The sequence below is a fragment of the Sandaracinobacteroides sayramensis genome, assembly GCF_022014495.1.
Lineage (GTDB): Bacteria > Pseudomonadota > Alphaproteobacteria > Sphingomonadales > Sphingomonadaceae > Sandaracinobacteroides > Sandaracinobacteroides sayramense.
Map to the genome: position 1 here is coordinate 8,195 of NZ_JAKLSQ010000034.1, position 19,974 is coordinate 28,168.

At 69.8% G+C, this 19,974-nt stretch carries 17 protein-coding genes; 7 read left to right on the forward strand and 10 right to left on the reverse strand.

Going from position 1 to position 19,974, the window contains the following annotated elements:
• The 10 genes from gspL to L6Q21_RS17325 all read right to left on the reverse strand — a co-directional run.
• A partial coding sequence (gene gspL / locus L6Q21_RS17280) for a type II secretion system protein GspL (RefSeq protein ID WP_237832002.1) occupies positions 1-678 on the reverse strand: 678 nt, incomplete at its 3' end.
• Positions 675-1,601 carry a type II secretion system minor pseudopilin GspK gene (gene gspK / locus L6Q21_RS17285; RefSeq protein ID WP_237832003.1) on the reverse strand — a complete coding sequence of 309 codons (927 nt, stop codon included), beginning with the start codon at positions 1,599-1,601 and terminating at the stop codon, positions 675-677. The genes gspK and gspL, both read right to left, overlap by 4 nt.
• Entirely contained in the window at positions 1,598-2,182 is a 585-nt protein-coding gene (locus L6Q21_RS17290; protein WP_237832004.1) for a type II secretion system protein GspJ, read from the reverse strand. Before L6Q21_RS17290 ends, gspK begins: the two co-directional genes overlap by 4 nt.
• Positions 2,179-2,640, reverse strand: a complete 462-nt coding sequence (locus tag L6Q21_RS17295) for a type II secretion system protein (protein WP_237832005.1) — start codon at positions 2,638-2,640, stop codon at positions 2,179-2,181. Before L6Q21_RS17295 ends, L6Q21_RS17290 begins: the two co-directional genes overlap by 4 nt.
• Positions 2,612-3,046, reverse strand: a complete 435-nt coding sequence (gspG, locus tag L6Q21_RS17300; RefSeq protein WP_237832006.1) for a type II secretion system major pseudopilin GspG — start codon at positions 3,044-3,046, stop codon at positions 2,612-2,614. Before gspG ends, L6Q21_RS17295 begins: the two co-directional genes overlap by 29 nt.
• Positions 3,046-4,251: a type II secretion system F family protein gene (locus L6Q21_RS18185; protein ID WP_237832007.1), complete on the reverse strand. Its 1,206-nt coding sequence runs from the start codon at positions 4,249-4,251 to the stop codon at positions 3,046-3,048. Before L6Q21_RS18185 ends, gspG begins: the two co-directional genes overlap by 1 nt.
• Positions 4,248-5,813: a GspE/PulE family protein gene (locus tag L6Q21_RS17310; RefSeq protein WP_237832008.1), complete on the reverse strand. Its 1,566-nt coding sequence runs from the start codon at positions 5,811-5,813 to the stop codon at positions 4,248-4,250. The genes L6Q21_RS18185 and L6Q21_RS17310 overlap by 4 nt, the downstream gene beginning before the upstream one ends.
• Positions 5,810-7,933 (reverse strand): type II secretion system secretin GspD, encoded by a 2,124-nt coding sequence (gene gspD, locus L6Q21_RS17315; protein WP_237832009.1) that lies wholly within the window; start codon positions 7,931-7,933, stop codon positions 5,810-5,812. Before gspD ends, L6Q21_RS17310 begins: the two co-directional genes overlap by 4 nt.
• A complete protein-coding gene (locus L6Q21_RS17320; protein ID WP_237832010.1) occupies positions 7,930-8,541 on the reverse strand; it encodes a type II secretion system protein N in 612 nt (203 codons plus the stop codon). The genes gspD and L6Q21_RS17320 overlap by 4 nt, the downstream gene beginning before the upstream one ends.
• Before the next feature lie 235 nt (positions 8,542-8,776).
• Positions 8,777-9,517: a prepilin peptidase gene (locus L6Q21_RS17325; RefSeq protein WP_237832011.1), complete on the reverse strand. Its 741-nt coding sequence runs from the start codon at positions 9,515-9,517 to the stop codon at positions 8,777-8,779.
• Between the two features lie 312 nt (positions 9,518-9,829).
• Between L6Q21_RS17325 and L6Q21_RS17330 the strand changes: the two genes are divergently transcribed.
• From L6Q21_RS17330 to L6Q21_RS17360, 7 genes are all read left to right on the forward strand, one after another.
• Entirely contained in the window at positions 9,830-10,480 is a 651-nt protein-coding gene (locus tag L6Q21_RS17330) for a hypothetical protein (protein ID WP_237832012.1), read from the forward strand.
• Positions 10,480-11,478 carry a hypothetical protein gene (locus L6Q21_RS17335; protein WP_237832013.1) on the forward strand — a complete coding sequence of 333 codons (999 nt, stop codon included), beginning with the start codon at positions 10,480-10,482 and terminating at the stop codon, positions 11,476-11,478. Before L6Q21_RS17330 ends, L6Q21_RS17335 begins: the two co-directional genes overlap by 1 nt.
• Positions 11,475-13,076 (forward strand): Dyp-type peroxidase, encoded by a 1,602-nt coding sequence (locus L6Q21_RS17340; RefSeq protein ID WP_237832014.1) that lies wholly within the window; start codon positions 11,475-11,477, stop codon positions 13,074-13,076. The genes L6Q21_RS17335 and L6Q21_RS17340 overlap by 4 nt, the downstream gene beginning before the upstream one ends.
• A 28-nt stretch (positions 13,077-13,104) precedes the next feature.
• Entirely contained in the window at positions 13,105-14,367 is a 1,263-nt protein-coding gene (locus L6Q21_RS17345) for a cytochrome P450 (protein ID WP_237832015.1), read from the forward strand.
• Positions 14,368-14,525: 158 nt separating this feature from the next.
• Entirely contained in the window at positions 14,526-17,354 is a 2,829-nt protein-coding gene (locus tag L6Q21_RS17350; protein WP_237832016.1) for a TonB-dependent receptor, read from the forward strand.
• Positions 17,354-18,808 carry a purple acid phosphatase family protein gene (locus L6Q21_RS17355; protein WP_237832017.1) on the forward strand — a complete coding sequence of 485 codons (1,455 nt, stop codon included), beginning with the start codon at positions 17,354-17,356 and terminating at the stop codon, positions 18,806-18,808. Before L6Q21_RS17350 ends, L6Q21_RS17355 begins: the two co-directional genes overlap by 1 nt.
• A 2-nt stretch (positions 18,809-18,810) precedes the next feature.
• Positions 18,811-19,914 (forward strand): phytase, encoded by a 1,104-nt coding sequence (locus L6Q21_RS17360; protein WP_237832018.1) that lies wholly within the window; start codon positions 18,811-18,813, stop codon positions 19,912-19,914.
• Positions 19,915-19,974: the final 60 nt, after the last annotated feature.

The following is a 19,974-nucleotide window of genomic DNA, read 5'->3' on the forward strand; positions in this document are numbered from 1 at the left end:
GCCGGCGATGGCGGCGGCGGCGCGCGCCCGGCCGATGAGGAGGGGAGCGGCGAGCGCCCGCGCCAGCAACAGGATGAGGAGGGCGGCGGAGATGCGGAAGCGGCGGGATTTCCACCATTTGAGCCGCGGGGCGAAATCTCCCTGCATCAGGTCGAGCGGCAGGGTGGCGGGTGCGGCGGGTTCGAAGGCGGGAAGCTGCGGCAGGCGCGGGGGGAAGGCGGTGCCGGTCAGCTGCGGGGCGAGGCCCGGCTCCACGAGGCCGGCGAAATCCTGGGTGCGCAGCAGCAGCCGGTCGTCGTCGAAACGCGCCATGGCCGGGCGGATGTCGGGCGCGTCCAGCAGCAGGGCGGCCGGGGTGAAGTGGCGCGGCGCGGCGCCGGCGGCGCGGAAATGCTCGATATGGCCGGCCATCCGCTCCCGGTCGATGACGGCGATCCAGCTTGCGCCATCCTCCTGCGGCGGGCCGACGGCGATGTGCAGGTCCTCCACCGGCTGGGCGGCGAGGTCGATCGCGCGCATGCGCGCTTCCTCCAGCCGCTCGGCCGGGTCCGTCTCTTGCAGGTGCAGGCGGTGGAGGGCGATGTCGTCCCCGGGCAGCACGCCGACGAGCGCCACGCCTTCCTCGCCCGAATCGGCGAGCGGGCGCACCCCTTCGGCGGTTTCCAACATCAGCTTCATGGCCGTTCCTCTTGCACGCTTTCCTCTACAGCCAACCAGCGGCTCGTCGCTACCCTTGCCGGCTGGCGCATCGTATCCAGCAGCAGCTCGCGCCCGGCGGCGGCGCGCGGGGTGCGCGCCAGCAGCTTCAGCTCGATCCAGCGGCTGGAGGTTCCGACCATTTCCGCGCCGGCCGTGTCGGGCGTGCCGCTGGACGAGGCCTGGTCCCAGAACTGGTTGGCGGATGTCCAGCCTTCTTCCGGGCGGTTGGCGAGCGCGCGCCGGGCCTCGTCGGCGCCGAGGCCCATGGAGGCGAGGAGCGGCGCCTGTTCCGGGCGCAGGCTGTTGACGTTCATCGCCGACACCTCGCGGTTGGGCAGCGCGCAGAGCAGGGCGCCCGCCATCTGCCAATGCTGGGCGGTGACGCCGGGCACGGTCACCCATTCGCTGGCGTCGGCCCAGAGCATGCCCGTCTGCGACAGGCGGCTGGCGGTGGCCTGGGCGATGGTGGAGGCTTCGAGCTGCGGGATTCCGGTGGCCGCGAGCAGCCGGGCGAAATCCGCCGCGCGGGACTGGGCCTGGGTGCCCGTGCCGGCCGATAGCTGCTGCTGGCGGGCGAGGCTGTTGAGGTTGAAGCAGTTTCCGGCGTCGCTGAACCGGAGTTCGACCTGGCCTTCTCCCAGCGGGATGCGGATCGGGGCCTGCATCAGCTTCGGGTTGCGGTGGGACTGCGCCTTCAGCAGGTGGATCATGCCGAGCGCGGCGGCGGTGCCGGAATTGGCGAGGATCTGCGCTTCGCTGCGGGCTTCGGAATCGGTGATCCGGTCGGTGGCGGCGCGCAGCCGGGACAAGCCGAGGCTGGCGAAACCGGCGAGCAGCATCACCATCGCCAGCACCGCCAGCAGCGCCGCGCCGCGTTCGGAAGGCGGGATGCGAGGCTTCACGCCGCCACCAGGAATTTCAGCACGACGGGAAGCCCATCGGCGCGGACGAGGGTGATTTCCACCGCCTGCGGCAGATCCTCGGGGCGGGAGGGCTGCCAATGGTCCTGCCAGCCGCTGGCGCTGGCGACGCGGATGCGGATGGCGCTGACTCCGGGCAGCATCACCGTCGCCGGGCCGGGCTGGGCGCCGTCGATCGCCGGGAAGCTCTGCCGCAGCAGGCGTTCGCCGTCGAAGCCCCAGGCGACCTTCTCGACATTGGGCAGCGTGCCGCCCACCCCGCGCCGGACGAGGACGAAGCCTTCGGGCAGCAGCAGGAAGGCGGGCATCGGCTTGCCGTCGGCCGCGAGGCTGGGGCGCCTGGCGGCCTGGCCGAGATCGGCGGCCAGCACGGCGCGCGTGCCCTCCAGATTGGAAAGGGCGGAAAGCAGGCCGTCGGTCGCGGCGAAGCTGCGCGTGGCGCCGATGGTGAGGGTGGTGGCGATGGAAGCGATGAGGCCGAACAGCAGCACCGCGACCAGCATTTCCACCAGGGTGAAGCCGGCGCTGCGGCCGGCGGCGGCTTTCGTCGCGGCCGCCTTCATTGCCGTGGCCCGTCGCGCAGCTCGCGCATTTCGGGGCGATAGAGCTGCGGGCGCAGAAGCGTGCGGCTGACCAGCGGCGGGCCGCCGGCCGTGGCGCTGATGCTGACGCGGACGGTCACCATTTCCGGCATGCGGGCCGGGTCGGGCGGCGGGCCGGGTTCCACCGTCCAGTGCCATTCGCGGCCGAGGTTCGCGCTGGAGCCGCTTTCCGGCGCGGTGGGGGCCTGGAGCGCCGCCAGCACGTCGATCACCTTGTTGTCCGCCTCCAGCCGGGCGGCGGCGGCGGCGGCGACGGACGCCGTGCCGGCGAGCTGGAAGGTCTGGAAGCGGGCGAGCGTCAGGCCGACGAGGCTGAGCAGCACCATCGCCACCAGCATTTCGATGAGCGCGAAGCCGGCTTCGCCCCCCTTGCGGGTTTTGCGGCGGATTTTACCGCCTGTCGCTGCGGATGTCGGCATTCTCGCCCTCTCCGCCCTGCTGCCCGTCGGCGCCGAGCGAGAAGATCACATAGGGCTGGCCGTTCTCGCCGGGCACCTGATAGCCGTAGGGGCGGCCCCAGGGGTCGTTCGGCAGCTTCTTGATCTTGGCGCCGGTGGCGGTCGGCACGGTCAGCGCCACCAGCCCTTCCTCGGCGGTCGGGTAGCGGCCCATGTCGATCCGCCAGAATTCCAGCCCCTGTTCCAGCAGCGCCACGTCCGCCTCGGCCTTCTGCACCTGCGCCCGGCCCTGCATGGGGAGGACGTTGATGACGACGACGGTGGTGAGGAGGCCGATGATCGCCAGCACGACGAGCAGCTCGACGAGCGTGAAGCCGGATTCGCCGGGTTTGGCGGCTGTGGCGGGGCGGGGGGTGGGGTTGTGCATCAGGGGGCTCCGATACCGGCACCGGCAAGGGTGTTGAGTTCGAGGATGGGCAGCAGCACGGCCAGGATGATCAGCCCGACCAGACCGCCCAGAACCACGATTATCGCCGGTTCCGCAAGGGCGAGAATGGTGCGGCTGCGGTCGGACAGCTGCCGGTCGAGGCTGGACGCGGCGGATTCGAGCAGCGGCGCGAGGCGGCCCGAGCTTTCGCCCGACTGCACCAGCGAGACGAGGAGGCCGGGCGGGTTGGGCAGAAGCCCCAGCGTCGCCGACAGCGAGGAACCGGCGCGCACCTGCTGCGTCATGCGGTTCGTCGCTTCCCGCCAGGCGCTGTTGGACAGGGTGGGGGCGGTGATGTGCATCGCCTCCGCCAGCGGCAGGCCGGCGGAGAGCATGGTGGCGAGCAGGCGCGACCAGCGCACCGCCTCCAGCGCGGAGAGCCAGCCGCCGATGCCCGGAAGATCGAGCAGCGCCCGGTCGAAGCGCTGGCGGTTGCCGGGGCGCTTCAGCCAGAGATAGAGGCCGAGCCCGGCGACGAGCGGCACCGCCAGCAGCAGCCACCACCAGCTTTGCACGAAGCCGGACAGCGCCAGCACGATGCGGGTGAGGAGCGGCAGCGTCTGGCCGGAACCGGTGAGCTGCTCGGCGATCCCCGGCACCACGAACAGCAGCATGGCGAGGATGACTCCGATCGCCACCATGAGCAGCAGCAGCGGATAGGCCAGCGTGGAGATCAGCCGCGAGCGGAGCGCGACCTGCGCCTCCATCGTGTCGGCGAGGCGGTTGAGGAGCAGCGGCAGCCGGCCCGAGGCTTCGCCGGCCGCGATGGTGGAGCGGACTTCGGCCGGGAACACCGAAGGCGGCAGCGAGGCGGCGAGCGGGCTTCCGGCCTGCAGCGCGCGGTTGGTGCGTTGCAGCACCTGCCGCTCGGCCTCGCGGCCGGGCTGGCGGGCGAGCGTCGCCACCGCGTCCGTCACCGGCATCACCGCCGTCAGCGTCGCGAGCTGGCGGATGAGGGTGGAGCGGGCCTGGGCGCCGAGTTTCGGGATTCCGCCGGCGGCCGCCGGGCCGTTGCCGGAGCCGAGGCTGATTCCGCCCTTGCCGAAGTGGATCGGGCGTTTCCAGAAAGGGAGGTCGGCCGGTTTTGCGGTGCCGGCCGGGGCAGGGCGCGCGGGGGTGGGGCGCGCGGGGGCGGGCGGCTTCACGGCGCCGGCTCCGCCCCTGCGCGCTCCGTCCCGGCCGGCGTGCGGACGACGTCCGCCTGGAACAGCGGCAGAACTTCGGTGGGGGTGGTGCGCTTTTCGCGCACGGCGGCGCGGGCCGATTCCATCAGCGAGCGTTGCAGGCCGGCGCGCTCCAGCTGGCCTTCGCCGGCGCCGTCGTTGATGAGGGCGCGCACCGGGCCGTCGGCGGTGATGAGCTCGAACAGGCCCTTGCGGCCGGTGTAGCCGCTGTGGCGGCAGCGGTCGCAGCCATTGGCCTTGGCGACGGGAAGGCCGCTCGGCAGGCCGATTCGGCGGGCCAGCGCCGGGGCCAGCGGCTCCTCCGTCATGCAGACGGGGCAGACGAGGCGGACCAGCCGCTGCGCGACGACGGCGCGCAGCGTGGCGGCGATGAGGAAGGTTTCTACCCCGAAATCGCGCAGGCGGGTGATGGCGCCGGCCGCCGAATTGGCGTGGACGGTGGAAAGCACGAGGTGGCCGGTGAGCGCCGCCTGCACGGCGATCTCGGCGGTTTCCCGGTCGCGGATTTCGCCGACCATGACCACATCCGGATCCTGCCGCAGGATGGCCCGCAGGCCCTGCGCGAAGGTGAGGCCGACGCGCGTGTCCACCTGCGTCTGGCCGACGCCGGGCACGGCGTATTCGACCGGGTCCTCGACCGTCAGGATGTTGCGCTTGCCGTCGTTCAGCAGCTTCAGCGCGGCGTAGAGCGTGGTGGTTTTCCCCGCGCCGGTCGGGCCGGTGACGAGGACGATGCCGTTGGGGGACGACAGCGCGTCCTTCAGCGCGCCATGGGTGGCGGCGTCGAGGCCGAGGTCCGTCAGTTCGAGGCCGACTGCCGACTGGTCGAGGATGCGCATCACCACCCGCTCGCCGCCGCGCGCGGGCAGGGTGGAGACGCGCACGTCGAGCGCGCGGTTGCCGAGCGTCAGCGAGATGCGGCCGTCCTGCGGCAGGCGCTTCTCGGCGATGTCGAGCCGGGCCATCACCTTCACCCGGCTGACCAGCATCGGCGCCACTTCCGCCGGCAGCCGCAGCACTTCCTCCATCACCCCGTCGTGGCGCAGGCGGACGGCCATGCCGTGCGCCGCCCCTTCGGCCTCGCTGCCCGGCGCCGGCTCCAGATGGATGTCGGACGCGCCGCGCTGCACCGCCTGCGCCACCAGCGCGTTGATGAGGCGGATGACCGGGGCGGCGTCGTCGTTGTCGAGGAGGTCGGCGCTTTCGCGCACGAGGTTTGAGAGGTTGGAGGCGGCGGCGGCTTCGGCGGCGGCGGAAAGCCCGTCCGTCGCATAGGCTTCGGAGAGCAGGCGGTCGAAGGCTTCCTCGGCCATGGTTTCGGGCGCGAGGGCGCGGCCGGCGACGCGGCGGGCTTCCAGCACGGCGGCGGGCTTCGCGCCGCGGCGGATCGCCAGACGGTCGGTTCCGGGCACGATCAGCACGCCCTGCGCGCGGGCGAAGGCGTAGGGCAGAACCGGGGGCAGGCCGATGCCTGGCGCGGCGGGGCCGCCGAGGCTGCCGAAGCTCGGCGGCGCGCTGCTCATGGGCGGGGCTGCGTCGCCGGAACCTGTGTCGCCGGCGGCGCCGCTTGCGGGGTTGCCGCCGGGGGCGGGAATGGGTGCGGCTGATAGGGCGGCGCCGTGCGCATATATTCCCAGGCGAGGCCGTCGAGGCTGGAGAAGCCGTCCTTCTCGATCTGCTGCTGGCGGATGTTGTTCCAGCGCGTCGCCGTCACTTCATCGGCGTCTTCCTGGGTGCGGACGATGCTGGGGCGAATGAAGATCATCAGATTGGTCTTTATCCGGCTGTTCGTCTTCGAGCGGAAGAAGGCGCCGAGGCCCGGAATGTCGCCCAGCAGCGGCACCTTCTGCAACGAGCGGCGTTCGCTGTCGTCCAGAAGGCCGCCGAGCGCCAGTATCTGCCCGTCGCCGACGGTGACCGAGGTGTCGAGCTCGCGCTTGTTCAGGATGAAGTCGCGGTCCCCCACCGTTTGCGCGACCGAGGAGACGATCTGCTTGATGGTGAGGGTGACGGTGCCGCCGGCGTTGATCTGCGGCTTCACCGCGAGCTGCACGCCGACATCCTGCCGCTGCACGGTGCGGAAGCTGTTGTCGAGATTGTTGCCCAGCGCCTCGCCCGTCGTCACCGGGATTTCCTGGCCGACGAGGATTCGGGCCGGCTGGTTGTCCAGCGTGACGATGGAGGGGGTGGAGAGGATGTTGGAATTGACGTCGCTCTTCACCGCGTTGATGACGAAGCCGAAGATCACGTCGGAGGCGATCTGGGCGACTCCGCCGGTGAAGCCGGTGGTGCCGAGCAGCGATTCCGCCGCCGCCGCGCGGAAGGCGTCCGCTGTCGTGCCCTCGGGGATGGCGCCCTTGTCGGCGGCGATGGCGCCGGCGATCGCCATCAGGTTGGGCGCGGCGTTGGAGAAGTTGCTGGACATCAGCGGCACGGCGCCGTTGCGCCCGGCCAGCAGAAACTGCACGCCCAGCTGGCGGGCGGCGGTGTCGGAAATCTCGACGATGATCGCCTCGACATGCACCTGCGCCCGGCGGGTGTCGAGCTGGCGGATGATTTCGCCGAGCTCGCGCTGGATTTCCGGGCGGGCGGCGATCACCAGCGCGTTGGCGCCGTCGTAGCGGGCGATGATCGCCTGCCGGCGGCTGCTGCTGCCCACCGCGACTCCGACATTGGCCGGCGTGGCCGCGGTGCTGGTCTGGGCGATGCTGGCGCCTTCCGCTGCGCTGCCGCCGCGCCCGCCGCCGAACGGCGTGCCGGCGAGCGAGGGGGTGGCGGCGGCCGAACTGCTGGCGGTCGGCGGCTGGCCCATCAACTGTTGCAGCACCGGCATGATCGCCGCCGCGTCGGCGTTCTGCAGGAAGATCACCCGCGATTCCGAGCCGCCGGCGGCCTTGCGGTCGAGGTCGCGCGCCATTTCGGCGATTCGCTTCACCTGCGCGGCCTCGCCCTTGATGGCGACGGCGTTCGAGGTGTCGATGGGGACGATGGAGACGGTCGCGGTGTTGCCTTCGCCCGGCTGGCGCACGAGTTGCTGCAGCGACTGGGCGAGATCCCGCGCGCCGGAGTTCCTGAGCGTGACCACCTGGGTGACGGAGCGGTCCCGGTCCACCTGCTGCAGCACGGCGCGGGCGCGGGCGATGTTGTCGGCGAAGTCGGTGAGGATGACGGCGTTGCCGGCGCGGTTGGCGGACGCCGTGCCGTTGCGGCTGAGCACGGGGCGGAGCGAATCCACCGCCTGCTGCGCCTCTATGTTGGTGAGCGGGATGACGGCGGTGGAGAAGCGGCCGCCCTGGGCGCCCGCCCCGGCTTCCGCCGGCTGGATCCGGTACTGGCCGCTGCCGGTGGGGACGGCGACGAAGCCGTTGGCGCGCAAGGTCGCCAGGAACAGCTCGAAATATTGCGCCCGGCCGAGCGGCCTGTCGGAGACGACCGAGACCTTGCCCTGCACCCTGGGGTCGATCACGAAGCTGCTGCCGGTGACGCGGGCGACATCGTCGATGAAGGCGCGGATGTCGGCGTCGCGCAGGTTGATGCTGGCCTGCGCCAGCGCCGGCGCGGGGAGCGAGCCGAGCGCCATCATGGCGAGCGCGGGAGCCGCGAGCCAGCCGGCCAGGCGTTGCCCGGGGCGAGCGCGCTTCATTGCCCGTCTCCTTCGGAATCGCCTTCGGGCGTGGGGGGCGTTTCAGCCGCTCCGCTCATCGCCGACGGCCTCGGCGCTTCGGCCGGCGCGTCGGAGGCGGGCATCTGGTTGCCGTCGGCGTCGGGCGGGGGCAGGGGGGGCATCGGGTCGGTGGCGGTCGGGTCGTAGCGCTGCACCGTCTCGCCGCCGGCGGTGTCGAGCCAGAGCGCCTCGCGCGTGCCGCCCCGGTCCAGCACGACATGATCGGCGGCGATCGCGGCCAGAGTCACGCCGTCGGTGACCGTCTCGCCCACCGCATAGACTTTCTGCTCCCCGTCGCCGGAGGCGATGATGGCGCTGCCGCGCCCGGTGGCGGAATCGGAGCGGACCCCGTGCAGGCTGAGCGGAAGGGCGGTGACCGGAAGGCCGCTGCCGGAGTCCGCGCGGACGGGAAAGAAGGGATCGAAGCGCGCCAGCAGCGCCCGGTCCGCCATGGGCGGGGCGGTGAAGGGGGGCGGCACCGGCAGCGGCTGGCGGACGACGTTGAGGATGTTGACGGAGAGCGGAATCAGCGCGAGCGCCATCGCCCCGAGCAGCAGATGCCCCAGATTCCATTGGCGCGTCAGCATGGGCGCGCGCCCCGATCTGTGCTGGTCCGGTTCGGCTTGCCGCCCCGTTTGGAGGGGGCGGCGCGGCGCGCGGGGACCACTTTCCTGTCCAAATTCTTCACCCTGCCAGCGGCCTTGTGGAATCGTCTCAGAATCGGCCCTGGATCGCCGGGGGTAAGGGGATTGCCGATTCGGTTCAAGGCATTGGCGCTCAGTCCGTCGATTCCGGACGAGGTTGAACGGAGTGCCGCAAGGCTCATGCCCAGGCCGTGGCGCTGGCGAAAAGCCAGAGCGGGAAGGCGGCCGCGGCCAGGCAGGCGCCGAAGGGAATGCGCCCGCCGGCCGGCAGCGGCCGGCCGCGCAGATGCAGCCCCAGCGCCATCCCGAGGCCCAGAAGCGCGGCCAGCAGCATGAGCGGGCCGAGGAGCAGAGGCCCGAGCCAGGCGCCGAGCGCCGCCATCAGCTTCACATCGCCCAGCCCCATGCCGTCCCGCCCGCGCAGCGCCCGGTAGCCGAGCGCCAGCAGCAGCAGCGCCCCGCCGCCGATCGCCGCGCCCAGCAGCCGGTCGGTGAAATCCCCGGCGCCGAGCCAGAGGCCGAGCGCCAGCAAGGGCAGGGTGATGCGGTCGGGCAGCCATTGATGTTCCGCGTCGAGCGCGAGGAGGGCGAGCAGCGCCCAGCCGAGCAGCGCGCCCGAAAGCCCGACCGTGCCTGGAGACGCCAGCATCGCCAGCGCGCCGATCAGCGCGGCGGCCAGTTCGAGGAGGCTGTGGCGCCGGTCGATCGCGGCGCCGCAGGCGCGGCAGCGGCCGCGCGAGACGAGGGCGGAGACGAGCGGCACCAGTTCCAGCGGGCCGAGCGGCTTGCCGCAAGAGTCGCAGCGGGAGCGGCCGCCCAGCCCCTCCCCGCGCGGCCAGCGCACGACCAGAGTGGCGAGGAACGACCCCGCGACAAGGCCCAGAAGGGCACCCAGAATCGGCCACAGCAGGGTTTCCACGCGAAGCTGCGTCCCACGAGTCCGGCGGAAAAGTAAAGCCGGTGGGCTGGTTGGCGGTGTGTTGGCTTGAATCTGACCCGGCGCACCCGTCACCCCGGGTCAAGCCCGGGGTGACGGAGGTGGGGAGTAAGGCGACAGGGTTGGTGAAACCGATCGGCACTGCTTCGAACCGACCCGTTTCCGGTGGGCCGGGCTGCTTGCCTAATCGTTAATTTGGTTCAATATGGATTGGTTAACGCCTTATCATGGACGCGGTTTCGGGCATTCAGGGCGCCTGAACCGCAGATCCCGGGCAGACGAAGGGGGCATCCGATGTCGAACGTGGCCGGCAAGGCCTATGCGATGAATGTGCTGACGCCGATGCGGCCGCGACGCACCTTCATCAACCATTTCCTCTTCTACGCCGCCCGCGCCCTGCCGGAGCGGCTGATGGGGCTGCTGGGCCTTTCCATCATCCACTTCGCCCGCTGGGTGATCGTCCGCCGCGACGCATGGCCGGATTTCGGCCAGCCCAAGGAGGAACTGCTGAACGACTACACGCTGTTCGTCAGCAACTTCAACGGCACCTGGGACCAGTATATCGACGCCTTCGCCGACGGGCTGCCGAGCGGGCTCGACCTCTTCTGGTATTCGGCGACGCGCTATCCGAAGTCGATCCCGATCTCTGCGTTCAAGGCCTATATCCGCGCGAACCAGATCGACACCTCCTATTACTACAACGCCACGCCGGGGGCGGCGCAGCGGGACGTGAAGGCGGCCTTGCGCGTGCGTTCCGCGCTGCTGAGGTTGCAGGCGGCGCATGCGAAGGGGCCTGACGCCTTCGCCGCGGCCTGGCTGGAGGAGCTTTGCACGGTGCAGAACGACCTCGGCTCGCCGGGGTTCGCGCCGGTCGCCTCCAACGACACGGCGCGGGCGGATGCGCACCGGCAGCCGCTGGTGAAGAAGCGCTGGGGAACCGCCTGATGCCGACCATCGACGGAGGGCATATTTTCCTGACCGTGCTGGCGCCGGTGAAGCTGGGCGAAGTGCTGCACCCGGACGGGCAGATCACCACCCACAGCCACATGCTGCGCGAGGAGCTTTCCAACCTGCCCACCGCCGAGCAGAGCCCGGTGAGCGTGGGCAACGGGCTTTCCAGCCCCTTCGCCCGCTGCCGGCGCACGCATTTCCTGCGGCTGCTGGTGGTCGACCAGCCGATGTTCAACGGCAAGGACGGCTCCGACCCGCTGGCCGATGCGCTCACCCGCAAGAGCCGGCTGACGCACCAGCCCTTCGACGTGCTGTCGCGCCCCTGGCTGGTGCTGGCGGCCGACATCGACCGGCGGCCGGACGAGCCCGACGAGGGGGTGGCGAGCTGGGCCGAGGACATGTGGGGGCATAGCGAAGCGGAGATGCGGGCGATCTTCGGCCATTGCCATGGCTTCGATGCGGTGGATTCGGCCGCCGGGTTCGCCGCCTATGTGAAGCGCGGCCAGCTCGACACCACCATGAGCTTCAACGACTATTGGCCGGGGCGGCCGCCGCTGAAGGGCGAGACGCTGGGCGGGCTGGCGAAGCGGCTGGCGCTGGTGGCGCTGGGCGCGACCGGGCTTTTGTGGCTGCTGCTGCGGCCGGAGAGCCTCTGGTGGCTGCCGGCCTATCTGCTGCTGGGGGTGGTGGCGGGTGTTGGCCTGTCGGCGTGGCTGCTGTGGAGCAGGGGGAAGAAGCCCTATCCGGCGGCGCCGGGCAGCGATTTGCCGGGCGTGCTGAAATCCCTGCATGTGCAGCAGCGCTTCGCCCTGTTCGCCGAGCGGGTGCAGGGCTTCGACAAGGCCGACCTTCACGCCGCCTTCGGGCATTTCCTGGAGGATGTGCGGCCGGACGACCTGCAAAGCCCGACGCAGGCGCCGGGCGTGATCCGGTCGGACGGGGTCGATCTGGTGGAACATAAGGCCGTCGGGGCGAAAAGGGTGGTGTTGTGAACGCGCCGCAAAAAGCGCCCATCCGGGCGGAGCTGGAACTGGGGGACCTGCAGGGCGGGATCCTGTCGGCCTATGGCAAGCTGGGCTTCCCCAAGGGGCGGTTCCTGCTGTTCCACGCCGACCAGAGCGCGGCCGGCCGCGCCTTCGTGGAGGCGTTGCGGCCGCTGGTGACGACGGCGCTGCGCTGGCCTTCCAGCAAGGGCATCCCCACCGGCAAGGTGGAAGTGCCCCGGCCGGACTGCACGCTGAACCTTGCCTTCACCTTCTGGGGGCTTTACGCGCTGGGGGTGCCGACCCGCACGCTTCGCGGCATGCCCGACGAATTCGTGGACGGCATGCTGTCGCGCGCGCCGATGCTGGGCGACGACGTGCTGGACAACACCCCCTCCCACTGGGACCCGGTGTGGCAGGAAAGCGAGGATAAACCCCACATATTGGTGATGCTGAACTGCCGGGTGGACGAGTTCGGCAACGCCCTGCCGGCGCTGGAGGCATTGACGGCGACCGTGCTGGCCGCCGCCGAGGCGTCTGGCGGCAAGGTGAAGCTGCTGGCCGGCCATGCCGGGCCGGACCCGCGCTGGCAGGAGCTTTCGGCGCTGTTCGCCGATCTGCCCGACGGCCGCCGGCAGCCGCGGCCGACGGAGCATTTCGGTTTCGTCGACGCGATCGGCGATCCGGTGTTCGAAGGGCAGTATCCCGGCGACGAGGAGCAGAAGCGCTGCGTCGGGCAGGGCGCCGTCGACGGCGAGGGGAACTGGCGGCCGCTGGCGCCGGGCGAGTTCATCCTCGGCTGGCCGGACGAGGCGCAGGAGGTGGCGGGCGCCGCCATGCCGCTGGATTTCAGCCGCAACGGCAGTTTCTTCGCCTATCGCAAGCTGCACCAACATGTGGAAAGCTGGGACACCTGGATCGCCGAGCGGGCGAAGGGGCTGGCCGCCACCTGGAAGATCGACGATCCGGCGGACGCCGAGGCGACGCTGAAGGCGAAGATGGCGGGGCGCTGGCCGGACGGGGTGCCGCTCTCGCGGGCGCCGACGGCCGCCGAGTGGAGGCAGTTCAACCTCGATCTGAAGCCGGGTTCGGCGGAGTGGCTGGCGGCCGTCACCCATTTCGATTTCTGCGAGGATGTGTCGGGCAGCGTCTGCCCCGTCACCTCGCACATCCGGCGGATGAACACGCGCGACATGCTGGACCCCTTGTGGGACCAGCCGAAGAAGGCGCGGATGGGATCGGCGCTGAACAACCGGCGGCGGATATTGCGGCGCGGGCTGCCCTATGGCCATCGCGGGGCGGAAGGCGGCGATCATGGGATCGTGATGCTGGCGCATTGCGCCAGCCTGTTCCGCCAGTTCGAGTTCGTGCAGCAGCAATGGGCGAATTACGGGCTGGACTTCAACGCCGGCAACGACAGCTGCCCGATCGTCGGCACCCATGGGCCGGGCGCGCGCTTCGTGATCGCCTCGCCGGACAGGAAGACGCCGCCCTTCATCGCGTCGGGCATTCCGCAGTTCGTTTCCACGCGCGGCGGAGACTATTTCTTCGCGCCTTCGATGACGGCCTTGCGGATGATCGGCCAGGGCGTGACGGATCCGACATGAGGGGGCCCGACATGAGGAGCTGCGCGAAATGAGTGCAATCCGCCGGTTCATGGCCGCGATCGATGGCGTTTCCGGGCTGGGCGCCGCCTTTCTGAAGGCGAAGGGCGGTTTCAAGGCGCGGCTGGCCGCCGTGCTGGGGGCGGCCGCCGGGCAGCGCAACGCCTTTGCCGTGCTGCGCTTCGCGCAGCCGCGGCTGGGGCTCGGCGTCAACCTGGTGAAGCCCTATCCGGCGGCGCGCAGCCTGCTGCTGACGACCGCCGCCGATTTCCGCGAGGTGATCGCGCGGCAGGCGGATTTCGAAGTGGTCTATGGCCCGCGCATGCGCAAGCTGACGGGCGGGCGCGACTTCTTCCTGGGGTTGCAGGACGGGCCGCACTATCGGCGCGACACCGCCGCCATGCGCGCCATCGTGCAGCCGGATGATCTGGAGCCGGTGCTGGCGATGGCGCGGGCGGAAGCGGCCGCCGCGCTGCAGGGGGAGGAGGTGGACCTGCCGCCGATGCTGTCCGCGCGCATCCCGGCGCGGATGGTGCAGGACTATTTCGGCGTGGCGATGGAAAGGGAGCAGCTGATCGCCGACGCGACCCTGCTGTTCCATTATCTCTTCTCCGACCTCGGGGCCGACCCGAAGGTCGAGGCGGAGGCGATGGCCGCCAAAGACCGGGTGAACGCCGCCATCGACGCCAGCGTGGCGACCGCCGGGCCGGAGACGCTGCTGGGCCGCGCGGTGGCGGCCGGGCAGGCGGGCGAGGCGGCTTTCGATGCGGATGGCGTGCGCGCCAACATCATCGGCATCCTGATCGGCGCCATCCCGACTCTCAGCAAGGCGGCCTGTTTCGCCATCGACGAATTGCTGCGCCGGCCGGCGGAGCTGGCGAAAGTCCGCGCTCTGGCGGCGGCCGGCGACGAGGCCGGGGTGGCCGGCTATCTGTGGGAAGCGCTGCGCTTCAACCCCATCAGCCCCATCCTCTATCGCCGCACGCCGGCCGACGTGCGGCTGGGGGGCGACGATGTGCTGGCCGGCACCATGGTTCTCGCCTCCAACCTGTCGGCGATGTTCGACGAGCAGGCGGTGCCGAACCCCAACGCCTTCCGCGCGCCGCGCCCGTGGGAGACCTATGCGCTCTGGGGCGAGGGGCTGCATCTGTGCTGGGGGGACAGGATCAACCAGGCGATCCTGCCGGCGATGCTGACGCCGCTGCTGGCGAAGCCGGGCCTGCGCGCGCTGGCGCCGCCCGATGGCGAGGGCACGCCTTTTCCGCGCCATTACCGGCTGCGGTTCGAGGCCTGACCCGGCGTCGCTCTCGGCTGGATTGCCGCCTGTTGCTTCGCCGCAACATGGCGTAGGATTGATGCCGCCTTTCTTGAAACTGCAATGAAATTGCCTCTCGTTGGAAACATGGAATCGCCAACGGGCCTGCAACTTCACTCGGTTCAGGAACCCCCCATATGCGTCGCTTCCATGCCTCCGCTGCCCGGACGGCCGTCCTTCTCCTCGCCACCACCGCGCTGGGCCAGGCGGCCCTCGCCAGCACGCTGACGGGCACCATCGCCGATTCGACCGGCGTGCGCCCGCTGCAAGGGGCGGAAGTGCGAATCCCCTCGCTCGGCCGGGTGACCAGCGCCGACGCGGCCGGCCGCTTCCGCTTCACCGACCTTCCGGCCGGCACGCATGAAGTGGTGGCGACCTTCGCCGGCGCCGGGCAGGAGACCCAGTCGGTGACGATCGCCGAGCAGGGCACGGTGCAGATCAATTTCGTTCTGGCGCCGGAAGGCACCGACATCGAGACCATCCTGGTGATCGGCCAGCAGGCGAACATGCTGTCGGCGATCAGCCGCCAGCGCGCCGCCGACACGGTGGTGACGGTGCTGACCCGCGACGCCATCGGCCAGTTCCCTGACCAGAATGTGGCGGAATCGCTGCGCCGCGCGCCGGGCATCAACGTGCTGAACGACCAGGGCGAAGGCCGCTTCGTGGCCGTTCGCGGCCTCGACCCCGAACTGAACTCCACCTCGATCAACGGCGCCCGCGTGCCGGCGACCGGCGGCGACGAGCGCACCGTGGCGCTGGACGTGATCCCCTCCGAGCTGGTCGAATCGATCGAGATCAAGAAGTCGCTGACGCCGGACATGGACGGCGACACCATCGGCGGCTCGATCGAGATCCACACCACCTCCGCCTTCGACCGGGAGAAGAGCTTCGTCGGGGTGAACGTCGAGGGCGGTTACAACAAGCTTTCCGAGGAATGGTCGCCGAAGATCGGCGTCGATTTCTCCACCCGGCTGACCGAGGATTTCGGCGTGTCGGGCGGCTTCTCGTGGAACCGGCGGAAATTCTCCACCGACAATGTCGAAGTCGGCGACTGGGTAGCCGGCGAGGATGGCGGTCCCGACTATGCCGAGACCATCGAATATCGCGACTATGACGTGAAGCGCGTGCGCTGGGGCGGCAACCTCAGCCTCGACTGGCGCCCGGCCGACTCCACCACGCTCTACCTGCGCGGCCTCTATTCGAAGTTCGACGACACCGAGCTTCGCACCCGGCTGGTGTTCAAGCCGAACGAGCCGCCGGCCTCCGGCGACGAGAACGGCTTCGCCTTCGATTCCGCCGATGGCCGCATCGAAGTGCGCCGCGACCTGAAGGACCGCCGTGAATGGCAGACCACCACCTCGATCGTCGGCGGCGGCCGCACCGAGGTGAATGAATGGACTCTGGACTATATGGCCAGCTGGTCGCGCGCCGAGCAGAAGGAGGACGGCTCGATCGACCCTGTCCGCTTCCGCCAGCGCTTCCAGGGGGATGGCAAGCTGGGCGTCGACTTCGACTTCTCCGACTGGCAGCGTCCGGGGTTCAGCATCACCCAGGGCGGCGCGGATTTCGTCGATCCGTCGAAATATGAATTCTCGCTGATGGAATATACCACCAAGGAAGACGCGGTGGACAAGGAATGGGCGTTCAAGACCGATATCGCCCGCAACTTCGCGCTGGCCAACGGCGACTTCGAAGTGAAGTGGGGCGGCAAGGCCCGCCTGCGGCACAAGCGCCAATCCTTCCAATATGATGTCTACGACGGTTTCGATGGCGACTTCTACCTGTCGGACGTGGCGGGCACCCCGACCTACGGCCTCGCCAACATCGCCCCGGTGCCGGATCTGCAGAAGGTCCGCGACTGGGTGAAGAGCAATCGCGGATCGTTCGAGCTGAACCAGCTCGACACCGATCTGGCTTCCAACGCCGAGAATTACGACGCGAAGGAAGATGTGTTCGCCACCTATCTGCAAGGGCGTTTCCAGAACGATAGCCTGCGCATCGTCGGCGGCGTCCGCATGGAGCACACCAGCGTGAACATGCGCGGCAACCGCATCGATCTCGTGGAGGAAGGCGGTATCTGGAACGGCGAGGAACTGGATGAGGACACGCTGTTCATCACGCCGATGCAGCTTCGCAACAGCTACACCGACTGGCTGCCCAGCCTGAACCTGCGGGCCGACCTGTCGTCCAGCATCGTCGCGCGCGCCGGCTTCTACCGCTCTCTGGCGCGGCCGAAGTTCAGCGACATGGCGCCGATGTTCTCGGTGGAGGAGAATGACGAGGGCGAGCGCGAAGGCAGCTTCGGCAACCCGGATCTGAAGCCCTATCGGGCCTGGAACGGCGACGCGACCATCGAATATTATTTCGCCCCCAAGGCCGTGGTGCAGGCCGGCTTCTTCTGGAAATCGATCAACGATTTCATCGTGGACGCCCAGTTCGAGAACGGCAGCTTCGCCGGCATCCCCTTCACCCAGGCCACCATTCCGATCAACGGCGACAGCGCCCGCGTTCTGGGTGTGGAAGCCAGCTACTCGCAGGCCTTCACCATGCTGCCGGCGCCGTTCGACGGCCTGCTGCTGAACCTGAACTACACCTACACCGACGCGAAGGGCACGCTGGACGACGGCCGCAAGATCCCGCTGCCCGCTTCTTCCAAGCACAATTTCAACGCGGTGCTCGGCTATGACAAGGGCATCCTCTCGTTCCGCGTGTCCGGCGCCTATCGCGACGGCTATCTGGACGAGCTGGGCGCCACCGCCGAGGAAGACCGCTATGTGCGGCCGCACTTCCAGGTCGACCTGTCGGCGAAGCTGCGGGTGACGGACAATTTCACCATCTTCGCGGACATGGTGAACCTCAACAACGCCAAATATGTCGCCTATCAGAAGGGGCCGTCGCAGCGCCGCCTGCTGCAGTATGAAGAGTATAAGTGGACGGCGAAGTTCGGTGTGAAGGCCAACTTCTGATGCGGACGGCCCTTCTCGTCTCGGCGCTGCTTCTGGCGGCGCCGGCGATCGCCCAGGCTCCGGCCGTCATCGACATGACGGGGGAAAAGGCGCCGGCCGCGGCCGGCGCCCCCTATCGCGCGAAGTCGCTGCCGGACCGTGTGGTGCTGAATCCCGGGGCCGATCCGGCGCGAGAAATGGCCGTGACCTGGCGGACCGAGACGGGCGTGGCCGGGACGCAGGCGGAGCTCGCGGAAATGGCGCCGTCGCCGACCTTCGGCCAGAAGGCGGTGCAGGTGTCGGGCACGAGCGTGGCGGCGACCAGCGAGAATGGCCCCTCCCGCCACCACAGCGTGCGCTTCATCGGCCTGAAGCCCGATACCGCCTATGCCTATCGCGTGCAGGGCACGGCCGGCTGGAGCGAGTGGCACCAGTTCCGCACCGCGTCCGCCGAAGCGAAGCCGTTCCGTTTCCTCTATGTCGGCGACACGCAGAACAGCATCCTGAACATCGGCTCGCTGGCCTGGCGGCGGGCGCTGCTGCAGGCCGGCAATCCGGCGCTGATGCTGCACGCGGGCGATCTGGTCGCCAGCCGGGACGATCTGGCGCACGACGACGAATGGGGCGAATGGTTCGCCGCCGGCGGCTGGGCGCTGGCCTCGGTCCCGCAGGTGGTGGCGGCTGGAAACCATGAATATGTCGACCTGATCCTGCCGAACGGGGCGGAAAGCCGCAGGCTGGCGCCGCATTGGCCGGTCAGCTTCACGCTGCCGAAGAATGGCGCGGCGGGCGCCGAGGCGACCAGCTATTTCCTCGACTGGCAGGGCGTGCGCTTCGTGGTGCTGGACGGCACCTCGGCGCTCGATCTGGGCACGCTGAAGGCGCAGACCGACTGGCTGGACCGGACCCTGGCCGGCAGCAAGGCGCGGTGGAACGTGGTGCTGATGCACCAGCCGATCTTCACCTGCGCCCGGCCGAAGGACACGCCGAAGCTGAAGGAAGCCTGGGCCGCGCTGTTCGAGCGGCGCAAGGTGGACCTGGTGCTGCAGGGCCATGACCATTGCTACAGCCGCCTCACGGCGGAGCAGGGCCGCGAGGCGGGCGCGAAAGCGCGCACGGGCGGCGCGGTGCAGGGGCCGGTTTATATGGTCTCGGTCGCCGGATCGAAGATGTATGGGCTGAACGACCGTTCCGCTTCCCAGCCGGACAAGGTGGCCGAGGACAGCAGCCTGTTCCAGATCGTGGATGTGGAGGCCGACCGGCTGAAGCTGCGCGCGCATCTGAACACCGGCGTGCTTTACGACGGCTTCGATCTGGTGAAAGGTGCGGACGGACGCAACCGGCTGGTGGAACTGGATTCGGCTCTGCCGCAAGCCCGGCGCTGCTCCGGCCCGGCGCAACTGCCCGACCAGCCGATGCCGGCCGGTCGGCTCGGCCCGGACGGGCTGCCCTGCACGGCGGAAGTGAAAGACTGAGCATGCGAATCTGGAAATGGGCGCCTGCCGCGATGCTGCTGCTGGCCGCCTGCGGCGAGCGGAAAGTGGCGGAGCCGGCGACCGAAACCGCCGCGGCTCCGGCGGAAGTTATCACCGTTTCGGTTCCCGCCGTCGCCGAGACGCTGGTGCCCGACAACCCGACCGTCGACGCCGACGACCCGGTGCTGTGGCGCGATCCGGCCGACCCCGCGCGGGCGCTGTGGATCGGCACCGACAAGTCGAAGGGGCTCTATGTCCACGACATGGCGGGCAGGATGCTGCAATTCTTCCCCGACGGGCCGGTGAACAATGTCGACCAGCGCAGCTTCGCCGTGGGCGGCAAGCCGACGGCTCTGGTGGCGGCGTCCGAGCGCGAGAAGTTCGGGGTGATGACCTGGCTCATCGATCCGGCGACGCTGAAGCTCTCGCGCTGGGGCTTCCTGCCGACCGAGAAGGAATTCGGCGAGCCCTATGGCTTCTGCATGGGCCAGTTCGGCGGCGAGACTTTCGCGATCGCCAACAACAAGGCGGGCGAAGTGCGGGCCTATGCGATCAGCGTGGGCGCCGGCGGCAAGCCGGCCATGGCGCTGAAGCACAAGTGGAAGCTGGGCAGCCAGACCGAGGGCTGCGTGGTGAACGACGAGACCGGCGAGCTTTATGTCGGCGAGGAGGATGTGGGCATCTGGCGCATGAGCCTGGCCGATGCCGCCGCGGCGCCGGTGAAGATCGCCCCCGTCGACGGCAGCAGGCTGGTCGCCGATGTGGAGGGCCTGACCATCATGCGCGACGGCGCGCGCCAGTTCCTGATCGCTTCCAGCCAGGGCGACAGCGCCTTCGCCGTCTGGGAAATCAAGGGCGGCGAATATGCCTGGGCCGGCCGGTTCCGCGTGGCGGGCGGCAGCATCGACCCGGTGACGGAAACCGACGGGGTGGACGCCTGGAGCGGGCCGATCGCCGGCTTCCCCGAAGGCGCAATCGCCATGCACGACACCTGCGACGGCGAAGGCCCGAACGACCCGGACACCGCCGTTTGCGAAAGCGACGGCAAGCAGCAGAATTACAAGCTGGTGGACTGGCGCGACGTGAAGAAGGCGCTTTCCATCTGAGGTCGGGCTATCTGAGGTTGGGGGCGTGAGGGGCAAATAAAATGCCCGCCTGGAACATCC